General features: G+C 76.9%; 4 protein-coding genes. All 4 read left to right on the top strand.

What is annotated here, in order from left to right; genetic code table 11:
- Positions 1-33: 33 nt before the first annotated feature.
- From ABZW10_RS21590 to ABZW10_RS21575, 4 genes are read left to right on the top strand one after another with little or no spacing between them, the layout of a single operon-like run.
- Positions 34-6,378 carry a type I polyketide synthase gene (locus ABZW10_RS21590; protein ID WP_355368234.1) on the top strand — a complete coding sequence of 2,115 codons (6,345 nt, stop codon included), beginning with the start codon at positions 34-36 and terminating at the stop codon, positions 6,376-6,378.
- 5 nt (positions 6,379-6,383) lie between these two features.
- Positions 6,384-11,066 carry a beta-ketoacyl synthase N-terminal-like domain-containing protein gene (locus ABZW10_RS21585; protein ID WP_355368231.1) on the top strand — a complete coding sequence of 1,561 codons (4,683 nt, stop codon included), beginning with the start codon at positions 6,384-6,386 and terminating at the stop codon, positions 11,064-11,066.
- A complete protein-coding gene (locus ABZW10_RS21580; RefSeq protein ID WP_355368228.1) occupies positions 11,063-14,416 on the top strand; it encodes a beta-ketoacyl synthase N-terminal-like domain-containing protein in 3,354 nt (1,117 codons plus the stop codon). The genes ABZW10_RS21585 and ABZW10_RS21580 overlap by 4 nt, the downstream gene beginning before the upstream one ends.
- On the top strand, positions 14,409-17,759 hold the full coding sequence (locus tag ABZW10_RS21575) for an amino acid adenylation domain-containing protein (RefSeq protein WP_355368225.1): 3,351 nt from the start codon (positions 14,409-14,411) through the stop codon (positions 17,757-17,759). The genes ABZW10_RS21580 and ABZW10_RS21575 overlap by 8 nt, the downstream gene beginning before the upstream one ends.
- Positions 17,760-17,765: the final 6 nt, after the last annotated feature.

The raw sequence follows: 17,765 nt of genomic DNA, 5'->3' as shown, positions 1-17,765 counted from the left end.
GCCCGCTCACCCCGGATGCCAGAGGAAGAGGACATGCACACAGACCCTGTGGTCCAGGACCCGACTCAGGCCCTGGCCGTCGTCGGCATGGCGGGACGGTTCCCCGACGCCCCCGACGTCGAGAGCTTCTGGCGGCTGCTGACGGATCGGCACGACGCCATCCGTCCCGTGCCCGCCACCCGGTGGGACGCCACCGCCCAGCTCGACCCGCAGCGCGAGGTCCAGGCCGTCGGCGGGTTCCTCGACGACGTCGAGCAGTTCGACGCCACCTTCTTCGGCATCTCCCCGCGCGAGGCCGAGATGCTCGACCCCCAGCAGCGGCTGATGCTGGAGGCCGCCTGGCGGGCCCTGGAGGACGCCGGCACGCCCGCCCGGGCGCTGGCCGGCACCCGCACCGGCGTCTTCGTCGGCGCCGGCTGGCACGACTACGAGCACGTCGGCCGCAAGAGCGGCAGCGGCGTCACCCAGCACACCGCTCCCGGCTACGCGCTGGACATGATCGCCGCCCGGGTCTCCTACTTCCTCGGCCTCACCGGCCCCAGCCTGGTCGTCGAGACCGGCTGCTCCTCCGCGCTGGTGGCCGCCCACCTCGCCGCCCAGGCGCTGCGCGCCGGCGAGGTCGACGCGGCGATCATCGGCGGGGTCGCCCTGATGCTCGACCCGACCGCCTCGATCGGCCTCACCCACTTCGGCGGCCTGTCCCCCGACGGCCGCTGCAAGGCCTTCGGCGCCGGGGCCAACGGCTTCGTGCGCGGCGAGGGCGTCGGCGCGCTGTACGTGAAGACCGTCGCACGCGCGCTCGCGGACGGCGACCGGATCCACGGCGTCATCGCCGGCACCGCGGTGAACAACGACGGCGGCGGGCAGAGCGTCGTCGCGCCCAGTCCGCTCGGCCAGGAGCGCCTGCTGCGCGACTCCTACCGGCACTGGGGCATCCCGGCCGACCGGGTCGCCTACCTGGAGGCGCACGGCACCGGCACCGCCGTCGGCGACCCGATCGAGGCCGGCGCGGTCGGCCGGGTCCTCGGGCAGGCCCGCAGCGCGGACGCGGGCCCGCTGCCGATCGGCTCGGTGAAGACCAACATCGGCCACCTGGAGGCCGCCGCCGGCATCCCCGGGCTGTTCAAGGCGCTGCTGTCGCTGCGCCACGGGGTGGTACCGCCGAGCCTGCACTCCGCCGAGCTCAACCCGGACATCGCCTTCGACGAACTGAACCTGACGGTGGTGCGCGAGCCGCTGCCGCTGCCCGCCGACGAGCAGGTCTTCGTCGGGGTGAGCAGCTTCGGCTGGGGCGGCACCAACGCGCACGTGGTGCTGACCGGGGCGCCGCGGACCACCGCCGCCCCGGCCCCCGACGGGGAGGACGGCGCGGTGCTGCTGCCGGTGTCGGCGCACAACGAGCAGGCGTTCGCCCAGCGTGCCCGCGAGCTGGGCCGGCTGCTGGCCTCCGGCACCGCCGCGCTCCCGGCGCTGGCCGGCTCCCTGGCCTGGCAGCGCGACCAGTTCCCGGTCCGCGCGGCCGTCACCGCCACCGGCGCCGCCGAGGCGGCCGAGCGGCTGGAGCGGCTGGCCGCCGACCCCGGCGCCACCGACGCCGGGGTGTTCACCGGACGCGCCGCGCCGCGCGGCCGCACCGCGTTCGTGTTCCCCGGCCAGGGCTCCCAGTGGCACGCCATGGGCCGCGAACTCCTGGCCGCGGACCCGGTGTTCGCCGCCGTGATCCGCCGCTGCGCACGGGCCCTGGAGCCGTACACCGACTGGGACCTGGTGGAGGTCGTCTCCGGCGAGGCCGGCGAGGAGTGGCTGTCGCGGATCGACATGCTGCAGCCGACCCTGTGGGCGGTCTCGCTGGGCCTGTGCGAGGTGTGGCGGGCGGCCGGCGTGGAGCCGGACGTGGTGGTCGGCCACAGCCAGGGCGAGGTCACCGCGGCCACCGCGGCGGGCATCCTCTCCTACGAGGACGGCGCGATGGTGGTCGCCCGGCGCAGCGCCATCGCCCGGCGTACCTCGGGCAAGGGCCGGATGCTGGCGGTGGACCTCTCGCTGGACGCCGCGAAGGCGGCGCTGTCCGGCTTCGAGGAGGGCGTGTCGCTGGCGGTGAACAACGGCCCGAACAGCTGCGTGCTCTCCGGGGACACCGAACTGGTCCTGGCGCTCAAGGAGTTGCTGGAGGCCGAGGGCACCTTCTGCCGCCTGGTCAACGTCGACTACGCCTCGCACAGCCCGCAGATGGACGAGCTGGAGGAGGACCTGCTGGCGGCCCTGCAGTCGGTGCGCCCGGGCCGGGGCGCCGTCGAGCTGATGTCGACGGTGCGGGTGGCCCCGCTGGAGGGGCCCGAGCTGGACGCCCGGTACTGGGTGGACAACCTGCGCCGCCCGGTGATGTTCGCCGACGCGATGGAGCGGCTGTTCGACAACGGCGTCACCCATGTGGTGGAGATCAGCCCGCACCCGGTGCTGACCCCGGCGCTGGAGCAGCTGGCGGCGCAACGGCCGGTCCCGCCGCAGGTGCTGTCGACGCTGCGGCGCGACCAGGGCTCGCCGGGCACGGTGCGCGAGTCGATGGCCCGGGCGTACGTGAGCGGCCTGGAGCCGTTCGGTTCCCTGCCCCGGGACGCCTGGGCGCCGGTGCCGCCGTACCCGTGGCAGCGGACCGCCCACTGGGTGGAGCCGGCCCGGCGGCGGACCGCGGGCGGCGCCGGTGAGGCGCTGCGGCTGATGCCGTCGGTGACCGAGCAGGGCGCGTGGACGGGGACGCTGGAGCTGGCCCCGGCCGACCTGCCCTGGGTGCGCGACCACAAGGTGTACGACGCGGTGGTGCTGCCCGGCACCGCGATGCTGGAGCTGGCGCTGCGCACGGCGCTGACCCGGACCGGCGGGGCGCACCGCACGCTCGTCGACGTCGGCCTGCACAGCCATCTGACGCTCACCGAGGAGCCGGTGACGGTGGCGCTGGGCTGGCGGGACGACGTGACCGGCGGGGGCAGCTTCACGCTCTCCTCGCTGGAGCCGGGCGCCCAGGGCTGGGTGCGGCACGCCTCGGCCCGGGTGCTGACGGAGGACACCGCGGCCGCGCCGCCGTCCTTCCCCGAGCGGCTGCTCGACCTGGAGGCGGCCCCGGCCGAGGGGTTCTACGCGGACAACGCGGCGCGCGGCCTGAACTACGGTCCGGCGTTCCGGGGCGTGCTGGGCCTGCGCGGGGAGGCGGCGCAGTGCCTGGCCGAGGTGCGGCTGCCGGAGGGCCTGCTGGTCGGCGGCTACCCGCACCGGCTGCACCCGGCGCTGTGGGACGCGGCGCTGCAGGCGTCGATCCCGCTGTTCCCCGGCGAGGAGGCGGCGGTGCCGGTCGGGGTGGACCGGATCCATCTGCACCAGGACCTGGCGGAGCCGGTCACCGCGCTGTGGTCGCACGCGGTGCGCCGGGACGGCGGCGGCGAGCTGGTCGACCTGTTCCTGTTCGACGCCGGACGGCGGCCGCTGCTGAGCCTGCTGGGGCTGCGGATGCAGGCCCTGGCGGCCTCGGCGGACCCGGGCACGGCGGACGCCGAGCGGATCCACCGGATGGAGTTCCGGGCGCTGGCCCGCTCCGGGGCCGAGGCCGGGGCTGAGGGGAGCCCTGGGGCCGCCGAGGGCCGGTGGGCGGTGTGCGCGGCGGACGCGGTGGGCGGCACGGCCGCCTGGGCGCGGGCCGGTGCGCTGGCCGAGGCACTGGGCGCGCACGGCGCCACCGCGCTGGCCCAGGTGGCCGACGGCGCGGCGGCCGAGCGCGACGAGGTCTGGGCGGAGCGGCTGGCCTCGGTGGAGGGGCTGACCGGCGTGGTCTTCGTGGCGCCGGACGCGGACGCCGGTCCGGCCGCGCAGCGCGCGGGCCTGCTGGCGCTGGCCGCGCTGGTGCGGGCCTGTGCGACCCGCCCGCTGGTGCCGCGGCTGGCCGTGGTGACCGCGGACGCCCAGCTGCCGCCGTCGGCGGACGGCCCGGGCGACCCGGGCGCGGCCCTGTACTGGGGCTTCGTACGGGTGCTGCGCGGCGAGCACCCCGAGCTGCGGCCGGTGCTGGTGGACGTGGCGGGCGCGGACGCCGCCTGGGCGACGCGGTGCGCGGCCGAGCTGGCCGCCGAGGACGGCGCGGACCAGGTGGTGCTGCGCGGCGGCGAGCGGCTGGTCGGCCGGCTGGTGCGCGGCGCGGCGGCGCCGTCGGACCGGCCCTCTGCGCACACCTCCGCGCGGCAGTCGTTCCGGCTCGCCCCGGACCGTCAGGGCACCTGGGACGGTCTGGCGTTCCGCCCGCTGGAGCGGCGCGCGCCCGGCGCCGGGGAGATCGAGATCGTGGTCTGCGCGGCGGCGCTGAACTTCATCGACGTGATGAAGGTGATGGGCACCTACCCCGACCCCTCGGCCGACGCCCGGCTGCTGGGACTGGACGGCGTGGGCGTGGTGACCAGGACCGGGGAGGGCGTCGAGCGCTTCGCGCCCGGCGACCGGGTGGTCGCCTGCACCAGCGGCGGATCGCTGGCCACCCACTGGACGGTGCTCGCCGACCACGCGCAGCCCGTCCCGCAGGGGATGGCCGACGAGGAGGCGGCGGCGTTCCCGGCGGTGACCATCACCGCCTGGTACGGGCTGCGGCACCTGGCCGCGCTGGCGCCCGGCGAGACGGTGCTGATCCACTCGGCGGCCGGCGGCCTGGGCCTGGCGGCGATCGAGGTGGCCCGGCTGCTCGGCGCCGAGGTGCTGGCCACCGCGGGCACCGAGGAGAAGCGCGCCCATCTGCGCGCGCTGGGCGTGCGGCACGTGTTCGACTCCCGGGACCTCGCCTGGGCGGAGCAGGTGCGCGCGGCGACCGGGGGACGCGGCGTGGACGTCGTCCTCAACTCGCTGACCGGCGCGGCGATCCCGCTGGGCCTGGAAGTGCTGGCCGAGGGCGGCCGGTTCGTGGAGGTCGGCAAGGCGGACATCTACGGCGGGCGCACGCTGGGCCTGGAGGCGTTCCGCAAGGGCATCAGCCTGGCCTCGCTGGACCTCGCGGCGGTGATCGCCCGCCGCCCGGCGCTGTTCACCCGGCTGTTCGCCGAGGTGTGGGAGCAGGTCGCGGCGGGCGGGCTGCTGCCGCTGCCGGTGCTGCGGTACCCGTTCGAGCGGGCCGCCGAGGCGATGCGGGAGATGGCGCGCGGCCGGCACATCGGCAAGTTCGTGCTGTCCGACCCGTCGACGGTCGCCTCGGTGGTGCCGGAGCCGCTGCGCGACGGCCGGTTCCGGGGCGACGGCAGCTATCTGATCACCGGCGGCCTCGGCGCGCTCGGCCTGTCGCTGGCGGAGTTCATGGCCGAGCGGGGCGCGGGCCGGCTGGCGCTGGTCGGGCGGTCGGCGCCGCGCGAGGACGCGGTGGCGCGGATCGAGGCGCTGCGGGCGCGCGGCGTGCTGGTGGAGACCTTCGCGGCGGACGTCGCCGACCCGGAGGCGGTGCGCCGGGTGCGCGAGCAGCTGCCGCCGCTGCGCGGCGTGGTGCACGCGGCCGGTCTGCTGGACGACGCGACGGTGCTCAATCTGACGCCGGAGCAGCTGCACCGGGTGCTGGCGCCCAAGGTGGACGGCGCGGTCAACCTGGACGCGGTGACCGAGGGCGATCCGCTGGACTTCTTCCTGCTGTTCTCCTCGGCGGCGGCGCTGTTCGGCAACGCCGGGCAGGCGGCCTACGCGGCGGGCAACGCCTTCATGGACGCGCTGGCGGTGGACCGGCGCCGGCGCGGGCTGCCGGCGCTGAGCGTGCAGTGGGGGCCGTTCAGCGACGTCGGCCTGGCCGCCGCCGAGGACAACCGCGGCGCGCGGCTGGCGGAGCGCGGCATGGCCGGCTTCTCCACCGAGGAGGCGTGGCGGGCCCTGGAGGGCTTCCTCGGCGGGGACGAGCCGGTGGTCGCCTATGTGCCGATCGACCTGCGGCAGTACCTGGAGGCGTACCCGGACGCGGTGACGCTGGAGAGCTGGAGCGCGCTGCGCGAGCTGGCCCGGCACGGGGGCGGCGGCAGCAGCGCGGGCGCGGCCTTCCTCGCCGAGCTGCGCGCGGCGCCGCAGGAGCGGTGGCCGGAGCTGCTGGAGACCAAGGTGCAGGAGCTGGCCGGGCGGGTGCTGCGGCTGGACGCCGGGGCGATCGACCGGGACACGCCGTTCAAGTCGCTCGGGCTGGACTCGCTGATGGGCCTGGAGCTGCGCAACCGGCTGGAGGCGGCGTTCGGGCTGCGGCTGTCGCCGACCCTGCTGTGGACGTACGGCACGCCCCGGGCGCTGTCGGCCGTCCTGGCGGAGCGGCTGCTGGGCGAGAGCGCGGGCGGCCCGGCGGACGGGCCCGCCGGGCAGGACACGGCCACGGACGGCGAGGGCTGAGCGCGATGACGGAGCAGCAGACCTCCGCGCCCACCCCGCTGACCAGGGCGCTGGACACCGTCCGCAAACTGCGGGCGCAGCTGGACGCCGCGAGCGGCACCGGCCCGCTGGCCGTGGTCGGCATCGGCCTTCGGCTGCCGGGCGGCATCGCCGACCTGGACGGCTACTGGGCGGCGCTGGCCGCCGGCCGCGACCTGGTGGGCCCGCTGCCCGCCGGGCGGCGCGGGCCGTTCGCCGCCGAGTGGGAGCGGCTGCCGCACACCGGCGGTTTCCTGGACGAGGTGATGGACTTCGACGCGGAGTTCTTCGGCATGAGCGCCGAGGAGGCCCGCGGCACCGACCCGCAGCAGCGGCTGCTGCTGGAGGTCGCCTGGGAGGCGCTGGAGAACGCGGCGCTCCCGGCGGACCGGCTGGACGCGGCCCGCACCGGGCTGTTCGTCGGGGTCACCGGGCAGGAGTACTGGGACTGGCACCGCGGGGAGCTGGACACCCACTGGGCGGGCGGCAACGGCCACTGCTTCACGGTGGGCCGGGTCGCGTACGCGCTGGGCCTGGCCGGTCCGGCCATCACGGTGGACACCGCCTGCTCGTCCTCGCTGGTCACGGTGCACCTGGCGCGCCAGGCGCTGGCCCGCCGGGAGTGCGACGTGGCGCTGGCCGGCGGGGTGAACCTGGTGCTCTCGCCGCGGGCGACCCGGCTGCACCAGCTGGCGGGCACGCTCTCGCCGGACGGGCGGTGCAGCCCGTTCGACGCCCGGGCGAACGGCTTCACCCGGGGCGAGGGCTGCGGCGTGCTGGTCCTCAAGCGGCTGGAGGACGCGCGGCGCGACGGCGACCGGGTGCACGCGGTGGTGCACGGCTCGGCGGTGAACCAGACCGGCCGCTCGACCGGTTTCACGGCGCCCAATGTGCTGTCGGAGGTGGCGCTGACCGAGGCGGTGCTGGCGGACGCCGGACTCACCCCCGCCGACATCGGTCTGGTGGAGGCGCACGGCACGGGCACCTCGCTCGGGGACACCATCGAGATGGAGGCGATCGCCGCCGCGCTGGGCCGCCGCAACGGCGGGGCGGAGCTGACGGTCGGCTCGGTCAAGGCCAACCTGGGGCACCCGGAGTCGGCGGCCGGGGTGATCGGCCTGGTCAAGGCGGTGCTCTGCCTGCAGCGGCGCGAGGTGCCGCCGCTGGTGAACTTCGCCACCCTCAACCCGCTGATCGACCTGGACGGCACCGGCATCACCCTGCCGACGGCGCTGCGGCCGTGGCCGGAGCGGGCCGGTCGGCACGCGGTGGTCAGCGCCTTCGGCATGGGCGGCACCAACGCGCAGGTGGTCGTCGGCGCGGCCGAGGACCAGGGCGCGGCCCCCGCGCCGGCGGGCCCGGTCGACGGGTTCGAGCTGTCCGCCCGGACCCCGGAGGCGCTGCGGGCGCTGGCCACCGCCCTGCACGGCCGGCTGGCCGGGCTGCCGGAGGGCGCCTATCCGGCGTTCGCGTACTCGGCGGGCGCCGGGCGGGCCCGCCACCGGCTGCGGGCCCTGATCGCGGCCGGCGACCGGGCCATCGCGCTGCGGGAGCTCCAGGCGCTCGCCGAGGGCGGATCGCCGTCCGGGGCCGGGCCCGGCGAGACCGAGGCGGAGCACGACGGGGCGCCGACGCCGCCCCGGGCCGTGCTGGACCTGCCGACCTACCCGTGGCAGCGCCGCCGTCACGCCCCCGAGCCGGCCGACCTCCCGCCGCCGCCCGCGCCCGCTGCCGCCGCCCCCGGCGCCGCCACGGCCACCGTCACCGCCGGTCGGACGCCCGACGAGGCACGGCACGCCCTGTTCGCGCTGGAGTGGGCCCCCGCCGAGGACGGCGCCACCCCGCCCGCGAGCGGCGCGCCCGGCCGGTGGCTGCTGTTCGCCGACCGCAGCGGCGTCGCCGCGGCGCTCGGCGCCGAGCTGGTCGCCCGGCGCGGCAGCTGGGTGACCGTCACCCCCGGTGAGCGGTCGCGGCGGCTGGACCCGCTGCGCCACGAACTCGACCCGCGCCGCCCGGAGGACCTCACCGCCCTGCTCAAGGAGCTGCGGGCGGCCGGCGACGAGCCGTGGGCCGGGCTGGTCTACGCCTGGGGCCTGGACACCGTGTCCGGCCCGGACGGGCCCGCGCCGTTCCCGCTCACCGAGGAGCGCGAGCACGCCGTGCGCCCGGCGCTCCAACTGCTCCGGGAGCTGGCCGAGGAGGGCCTGCCCGGCACGCCGCGGCTGGCCCTGCTCACCCGGGGCGCGCAGCGGGTGAACGAGCGGGACCCGGCTCCCGACCCGGCCCAGGCGCTGCTCCGGGGCCCCGCCGCGGAGGGGCCCGGCGCGCCCCGCCCACTGCTCGTCGACCTCGATCCGGACCCGGCCGGGGACGACCCGGCCCGGCTGCTGGACGTGCTGCTGCGCCCCGCCGGGGAGGAGTCGGCCGCGCTGCGCGGCCCGGTCCGTCACGTCCCGGTCCGGGTGCCCCAGGACTCCGCGGACGGCACCGAGCCCGGCTGGCAGCGGCGGCCGTTCGATCCCGAGCTGGACACCAACCACCGGATCCTGGCGGTCCGTCCGGGCCTGCTGGAGAGCCTGACGCCGACCCGCTGGGAGCGGACGGCGCCCGGGCCCGGGCAGGTGGAGATCGAGATCGCGGCGGCCGGGCTGAACTTCAGCGACGTGCTCAAGGCGATGGGCGCCTACCCCGGCGCCGCCGGCAGCGTCCCGCTGGGTGTCGAGTGCGCGGGCCGGATCAGCGCGGTCGGCGCGGGCGTCGAGCGCCTGCGGGTCGGTGACCGGGTGATGGCCGTGGTGCCCTCCGCGCTGGCGGCGTACGCCACCACCGAGGCGCACCTGGTGGCGCCGCAACCGGGGGCGCTGGACGACGAGCAGGCGGCGGCCGTGCCGATCGCCTTCCTGACCGCCGTCTACGGTCTCGAACACCTGGCCCGGCTGCGGGCGGGCGAGACGGTGCTGATCCACTCGGCGAGCGGCGGGGTGGGGCTGGCCGCGCTGGCGGTGGCCCGGCGCCGCGGGGCGCGGGTGTTCGCCACCGCCGGGACGCCGGACAAGCGCCGCTTCCTGCGCGAACTGGGCGGCATCGAGCGGGTGATGGACTCGCGCTCGACGGCCTTCGCCGACGAGCTCGCCGAGGCCACCGACGGGCGCGGGGTCGACGTGGTGCTCAACTCGCTGACCGGGGAGGCGCTGCGGCGCGGACTGGCGCTGCTGGCGCCGGGCGGGCGGTTCGTCGAGCTGGGCAAGCGCGACATCTTCGACGACAGCCCGATCGGCCTCGGCCACCTCAAGGGGAACCGCGCGCTGTTCGCGGTCGACCTCGACCACACCTTCCACGCCCGGCCGGAGCTGCTCGCGGAGCTGTTCGCGGAGGTGGTGCGGAGCTTCGAGACCGGCGAGTTCGGTCCGCTGCCGGTCACCGCCCGCCCGTTCGGCGAGGCCCGGGAGGCGTTCGCCGCCATGGCGCAGGCCCGGCACCTGGGCAAGCTGGTGCTGCGCCCGGAGCCGGCGCCGGAGATCGCGGTGCCGCCGAGCCCGGCGGTGGTCCGGGCGGCGCGGGCCGGCTACTTGGTGACCGGCGGGACGACGCCCGCCGCGCTGGCGGCGGCCGGTCGCCTCGCGGAGCTGGGCGCGCGCCGGATCGTCCTGCTGCGCTCCCCCAGCGCCGACGCCGGCCCGGCCGCCGAGGCGGTGGCCGGGCTGCGCGCCCGGGGCGTGGAGGTGGCGCTGTCGGTCGCGGACCCGACGCGCGGCGAGGAGCCGCCGGCGCTGCCGGCCGGGCTCGACCTGGCCGGGGTGGTGCATCTGGCGGGAGCCTCGCAGGAGGCCGCCTCGCAGGAGGACCCGCTGCGCGCCTCGGCGGCCCGGGCCGCCGAGGCCTGGCAGCTCCACCTCGCCACGGCCGCACTGGAGTTGGACTTCTTCATCCTGTGCGACCCGGACACCGGCCCGGGCCGGGAGAGCGCGCTCGGCGCCTGCCTGGACGCGCTCGCCGCGCACCGCCGGGCGCTCGGGCTGCCCGCGCTGAGCGTCGACGGCGAGGGCCTCGGTTCGCTCGCCCGGCTGCTGGGCAGCCCGGCCGCGGTGGTCCGGGCCTCGGCGACCGGCGACGGCGCGCCCGAGGCGCAGGCCGACGGCGGGGCGGCGATCCGCCGACGGCTGCTGGAGGTCGAGCCGGGCCGGCGCCGCCGGGCCCTGCTGGTCCGGCACTGCCGGGAGCTGGCCGCCCGGGTGCTGGACGGGCCCGGCGCGGACGCCGCCGCGGTCGACGCCTCGGCGCCGCTGGCCGGCCTCGGCTTCGACTCCATGCGCACCCTGGAGCTGCGCTCGCGGCTGGAGCTGTCGCTCGGCGTGCCGCTGCCCGCCACCCTCGGCTGGCAGTACCCGACGCTGGACGCGCTGGTGCCCTTCCTCGCCGAGCGGATGGGGATCCCGCTGGAGGCCGCGGCGAACGGCCCCGCCCCGGCCGGGCCCGCCACGACGCGGGAGACCGCCGCCCCGGCCGCACCTGCCGCCGTCGCCACCCCCGCCACCACTCCCGCCACCGTCGAACCCGTCGACCTCGACGGCCTCTCGGAGAGCGAGCTCGAAGCCCTCCTCCTCGCCAAGACCGAGCAGTTCGACGCCGCTTCCGATGCCGATCCGACCGACCGGGGACAGGGACGATGACCACACACGACGACACCACCCGGCCCGCCACGCCCGCGCCCGACGACCGGTCCGCGTCCATGACGGCGATGAAGCGCGCCTATCTGACGATGGAGCGGATGCAGCACCGGATCGACGCCCACGAGCGGGCCCGGACCGAGCCGATCGCCGTCGTCGGCGTCGGCTGCCGCTTCCCCGGCGGCGTGGGCGACCCGGACGCGTACTGGGAGCTGCTGACCGCCGGCACCGACGCGATCGGCGAGATCCCGGCCGACCGCTGGGACGTCGACGCGTACTACGACGAGCGGCCGCGCACCCCCGGCCGGCACAGCACCCGCTGGGGCGGCTTCCTCGACCGGATCGACCGCTTCGACCACGAGTTCTTCGGCATCTCCCGCCGCGAGGCGGTCTCCATGGACCCCCAGCAGCGCCTGGTCCTGGAGGTCGCCTGGGAGGCCCTGGAGGACGCCGGGCAGGCCCCGCACGCGCTGGCCGGCAGCCGCACCGGGGTGTTCCTCGGCATCTGCAGCAACGACTACGCCGGGCTGGTGTTCCGCGAGCCGGCCGACATCACCGCCCACGCCAGCACCGGCGTCGCCCACAGCATCGCCAGCGGCCGGCTCTCCTACCTGCTGGACCTGCGCGGGCCGAGCGTCTCGGTGGACACCGCCTGCTCCTCCTCGCTGGTCGCCGTGCACCAGGCGTGCCAGAACCTGCGCCTCGGCGAGTGCGACCTGGCGATGGCCGGCGGCGTCAACGCGGTGGTCTCCCCCGACGCGGCGATCTCCTTCTCGCAGTTCCCGGAGATGCTCGCCGACGACGGCCGCTGCAAGACCTTCGACGCGGCGGCCAACGGCTTCGTGCGCAGCGAGGGCTGCGGCATCGTGGTGCTCAAGCGGCTCTCCGACGCGCAGCGCGACGGCGACCGGGTGCTCGCGGTGATCCGCGGCTCGGCCGTCAACCAGGACGGGCGCAGCTCCGGGCTGACCGCCCCGAACGGGGCCGCGCAGCGCGAGGTGTTCCGGCACGCCCTGGCCGCCGCCGGCATCGGGCCGGAGCGGCTCGGCTACATCGAGACGCACGGCGCCGGCACCAAGCTGGGCGACCCGATCGAGGTGGCGGCGCTGGCCGAGGTCTACGGCCGCGCCGAGGGCGCGCCGCTCTACCTGGGCGCGGTGAAGACCAACCTCGGGCACCTGGAGGCGGCGGCCGGGATCGCCGGGCTGATCAAGGCCGTCCTGTGCGTGGACCGCGGGCTGATCCCGCCGAACCTGCACTTCGGGGAGCTCAATCCGCACATCTCCTTCGACGGGACCACCTTCGCCGTCCCGACCGCCCCGACCCCGTGGCCCGACGGTGCGGGGCCGCGCACGGCGGGGGTGAGCAGCTTCGGCTTCAGCGGCACCAACGCCCATCTGATCGTCGAGCAGGCGCCGCGCCGCCCGTCGGCGGAGCCGGACGGCAGCCGCCCGCTGTCCGTACTGGCCCTGTCGGCGAAGAGCGGCGGTGCGCTGCTCAAGCTCGCCCGCCGCTACCAGGACCGGCTGGCGGCGGCCGGCCCGCAGGCCGCGCCCGACCTGTGCTTCTCGGCCGGCACCGGCCGCTCGCACTTCCCGCACCGGCTCGCCGCGGTGGGCGCCTCCGCCGGGGACCTCGCCGACCGGCTGGCGGACTTCGTCCGGGACGACCCGGGCGAGGGCCTGCTGCTGGGCACCGCCCGGGGCGACGGGCCGGGCGGCGCCGAACCGGTCTTCCTGTTCACCGGCCAGGGGCCGCAACGCGCGGGCATGGCCAGGCAGTTGTTCGAGACCCAGCCCTCCTTCCGGCGCACCCTGGAGCGCTGCGACGAGATCCTGCGCGACGTCCTGCCGGCCCCGCTGCTGTCCGCCGTGTACCCGGCCTCGGCGGCGGACGCCGGGCTGATCGACACCATGGAGTTCGCGCAGCCCGGCCTGTTCGCCGTGGAGTACGCGCTGGCCGAGCTGTGGCGCTCCTGGGGCGTGGAGCCGGCCGCCGTGGTCGGGCACAGCCTCGGCGAGTACACCGCCGCCTGCTTCGCGGGGGCGATGCCGCTGGAGGACGGGCTGCGGCTGGTCGCCGAGCGCGGCCGACTGCTGCAGCGGCTCGCCGAGTCCGGCGCGATGGCCGCGATCTCCGCCCCGGCGGAGGAGGTCGCCGCGGAGGTCGCCCGCCATGACGCCGCGCTGGTGGCGGTGGCGGCCGTGAACGGCCCGGCCAACACCACCGTCTCCGGGGTGCGGGAGGTGGTCGACGCGCTCTGCGAGGCGTTCACCGCGCGCGGCGCCGAGGTGCGCCGGCTGCGGATCTCCACCTCCTCGCACTCCCCGCTGGTCGAGCCGGTGCTGGAGCCGCTGCGCACGGCCCTGGAGAAGGTCGTCTTCGGCGCGCCGCGGCTGCCGCTGGTGTCCAACCTGACCGGCGGGCTCTGGCCCTGGGACCGGCCGCTGGACACCGAGTACTGGCTGGGCCACGCCCGGCAGCCGGTGCTCTTCGCCGACGGGGTGCGCTCGCTGCACGAGCTGGGCTACCGCACCTTCCTGGAGGTGGGCCCGGCACCGACCCTGCTGGGCCTGGTCCGCGAGGTGCTGACCGGCGACGACGTGCTGATGCTGCCCAGCCTGCGGCCCAAGTACGACGACTGGGAGGTCCTGCTGGGGAGCCTGGGCCGGCTGTACGTGGAGGGCGCGGAGGTCGACTGGGCAGGCTTCGACCGCGACTACGCGCGGGCGCGCACGCCGCTTCCGCACTACCCGTTCGCCGCCACCCGCTGCTGGCACGAGCCCAGCGGCGAGGCCACCGCCGTGCGGACCACCCGCCGGGACCCGGCCCGGGCCGGCCGCCCGGACCGTCCGGAGCGTCCGGAGCGCCGCGAGCGGGCGGAGCGGACCGCCGAGCGTCCGGCGCCGCTGCCCGGCGCGCCCGGCCGGGCCGCGGCGAGCGCCCTGCCGACCGCCGAGGAGCTGCTGAAGGCCCCCGCCGAGCAGCGCGTCGACACCCTGGTCGCCGGGCTGACCGCCGGGGTGCGCACCGCCCTGGGCTCACGCGCGGCCACCGTGGACGCCGACGCACCGCTGTCCGGCCTCGGGCTGGACTCGCTGATGGCGGTGGAACTGCGCAACGAGATCCAGGGCCGCCTCGGCGTCAAGGTGACGGTGGCCGACTTCCTCAAGGGCGCCACCGTGCGGAGCCTGGCCGAGCAGGTGGTCGCCGGGCTGGCCGCCGGATCGGGGCCGGAGCAGGCCGACGAGGACGCGACGATCCGCCGGGTGGCCCGCTCCGCGGACCACGACGCCGAGCTGCTCGCCCTGCTGGACCAGGTCACCGGGGAGACGGAGCGGTCCGATGGCTGAGCTCGACGAACGCCTCGCCGCGCTGACCCCGCAGCAGCGGGCGCGCCTGGAGCAGCTGCTCGCCGAGAAGCGGCGGGCCGCGGACGGCCCGGCCGAGGACGTCTTCCCGCTCTCGGTGTTCCAGCAGGGCATGTGGTTCCTGGAGCAGGTCCGCCCCGACAACCCGGCGTACGTGGTGCCGGGCGCGGTACGGGTGCGCGGCCCGGTGGACGCCGGGGTGCTGCGCACGGCGTTCACCGAGGTGGTCCGCCGGCACGAGGCGCTGCGCACCGCCTTCGGACTGCGCGAGGGCCGGCCGGTCCAGGTGGTGCGGCCGCTGCCGGCGCCGGAGCTGCCGGTGGTCGACCTGCGCGACGCCGGGCTGACGGCGGCCGGGCTGGAGGAGCGGATCACGGCGGCGGCGATCGGCGAGCCGTTCGACCTGGAGACCGGGCCGCCGGTGCGGCTGACGCTGCTGCGCACCGGCGAGAACGAGTCGGTGCTCGTCCTGGCGCTGCACCACCTGGTCTCGGACCGCTGGTCGTTCTGGGTGCTGCTGTCCGAACTCGCCGCGCTGTACGCGGCGTTCGCCGACGGCCGGCCCTCGCCGCTGCCGGAGCTGCCGGTGCAGTACGCCGACTTCGCGGTCTGGCAGCGCGAGCAGCAGGACAAGGGCCGGTGGGCCGGGCAGTTGGCGTACTGGCGGGAGCGGCTGGCCGAGGCGCCGGCCGCGCTGGAGCTGCCGACGGACCGGCCGCGGCCCGCCGTGCAGGGCTTCCGCGGCGGCGCGCTGCCGTTCGAGCTGCCCGAGCCGCTGGTGCGGGAGCTGGCCGCGCTCGCCCACCGGCGCGGCGCGACCACCTACATGGCGCTGCTGGCTGTCTTCACCGTGCTGCTCGCCCGGTACAGCCGGCAGCGGGACGTGGTGGTGGGCGTGCCCACGGCGGTCCGCGACCGGCCCGAACTGGAGCCGCTGATCGGCTACTTCGTCAACACCCTGCCGATCCGCACCGAGCTGGGCGGCGACCCGTCGTTCACCGAGGTGCTGGAGCGGGTGCGCGCGGCCTGCCTGGGCGCCTACGAGCACCAGGAGGTGCCGTTCGAGCTGGTGGTCGGGGAGCTGGGCACGGCCCGTGACCTCAGCCGCCCGCCGGTGTACCAGGTGAGCTTCGCCTACGGCCGCGAGGCGGTGCCGGACCTCACCCTGGGCGGCGCGCGGCTGGAGCAGGTGCTGGTGCGCAGCGGCGGCGCGCGCTTCGACCTGGAGCTGCAGGCCTTCGACCGGGACGGCGGGCTGAGCGGCTGGTTCGAGTACGACCGCGACCTGTTCGACGAGTCCACCGTCGAGCGGCTGGCCGCGCACTTCCGCCGGCTGGCCGAGCAGGCGGTCGCGGACCCGGAGCGCCCGGTGGAGCTGCTGGAGCTGCTGACGGAGGGCGAACGCCGCCGGGTGGTGGAGGAGTTCAACGCCACCGAGCAGGAGTGGCCGGCCGACGCGGGCTGGATCCACCGGGCCTTCGAGGAGCAGGCCCGGCTCGATCCGGAGGCCGAGGCGCTGCGCTTCGAGGGGCGCTCGGTCGGCTACCGGGAGCTGGACCGCCGGGCCAACCGGCTGGCGCACCGGCTGTGCGGGCTCGGCGTGGGCCGGGACGTGGTGGTGGGCGTCGGGATGGAGCGCTCGCCGGAGCTGGTGGTGGCGCTGCTGGCGGTGCTCAAGGCGGGCGGCGCCTACCTGCCGCTGGACCCGGAGCTGCCGGCCGCCCGGCTGGAGCACATGGTGCGCGACGCCCGGGTGCCGGTGCTGCTCACCCAGCGCCGGGTGCTGGGGCGGCTGCCGGCGGTCGAGGCCGAGGTGCTGTGCGTGGAGGAGTTCGAGGCGGCGCCGGGCGGTGAGCCCGACACAGCCCCGGACGTCGAGATCGGCGGCGAGGACCTCGCCTACGTCATCTACACCTCCGGCTCCACCGGCCTGCCCAAGGGCGTCATGAACGTGCACGCGGCGATCCGCAACCGGCTGCTGTGGATGCAGGACGCCTACCGGCTGGACGCCACCGACCGGGTGCTGCAGAAGACGCCGTTCTCCTTCGACGTGTCGGTGTGGGAGTTCTTCTGGCCGCTGGCCGCCGGCGCCACGCTCGTGCTGGCCCGCCCCGAGGGCCACCGGGACCCGGGCTACCTGGTCCGCACGATCCGGTCGGAGCGGGTGACGACGGCGCACTTCGTGCCGTCCATGCTGCAGGCCTTCCTGCGGGAGCCGGTGGAGGAGTGCACCGCGCTGCGCCGGGTGGTGTGCAGCGGCGAGGCGCTGCCGCGCGACCTCCAGGACCGCTTCCTGGCCCGTTCCCGGGCCCGGCTGTACAACCTGTACGGCCCGACCGAGGCGGCCGTCGACGTCACCCACTGGACCTGCCGCCCGGACCCGGACCCGCACCGCCCGGTGCCGATCGGCCGGCCGATCGCCAACACCCGGATCCACGTGCTGGACGGGGCGATGCGCCCGCTGCCGGTCGGGGTGCCCGGGGAGCTGCACATCGGCGGCCGGGGCCTGGCCCGCGGCTACCTCAACCGGCCCGAGCTGACCGCCGAGCGTTTCGTACCGGACCCGTTCGACCCGGACCCGGCGGCGCGGCTGTACCGGACCGGGGACCTGGCGCGGTTCCGCGAGGACGGCGCGCTGGAGTTCCTGGGCCGGCTGGACCACCAGGTGAAGCTGCGCGGCCTGCGGATCGAGCTGGGCGAGATCGAGGCCGTGCTGACCGCGCACCCCGCGGTGCGCGAGGCGGTGGTGACGGCCCGCGAGCACCGGTCCGGGGACGTACGGCTGGTCGCCCATCTGACCGTGGACGCGGACACCGGGGCGCCCGGGCCCGCCGAGCTGGCCGCCCATCTGCGGGAGCGGCTGCCCGGCTACATGGTGCCCGCCGCGTTCGCGGTGCTGGACGCCCTGCCGCTCACCCCGAGCGGCAAGGTGGACCACTCCGCGCTGCCCGAGCCGGCGCAGGAGCGGCCCGGGGCCGCGCCGTTCGCCGCGCCCGGGGACGGACTGGAGCGCACGCTGGCCGAACTCTGGCGCAAGGTGCTGGGGATCGAGCGGGTCGGCGCCCACGACAACTTCTTCGACCTCGGCGGGCACTCGCTGCTGATGGCCGAGCTGCGCTCGCTGCTCGCCGCGGACACCGGACACCGGGTGTCGATGGTCGAACTGTTCCAGCACCCGACGGTGGCCTCGCTGGCCGCCCATCTGAGCCGGTCCGAGGGGGAGCCGTCCGCGGCCCCCGGACCGGACGCGCGTGAACGCGCGGAACACCGACGCCGGGCAGGAGCCCGGCGGCAACAGGCGGCCGCACGCCGCGCCCGTTCCTGAGGCACC

Source organism: Kitasatospora sp. NPDC004723, from assembly GCF_040609255.1.
GTDB lineage: Bacteria > Actinomycetota > Actinomycetes > Streptomycetales > Streptomycetaceae > Kitasatospora.
The sequence above is the reverse complement of the archived record's forward strand: the minus strand, read 5'-3'. Positions and strand labels throughout refer to the sequence as shown.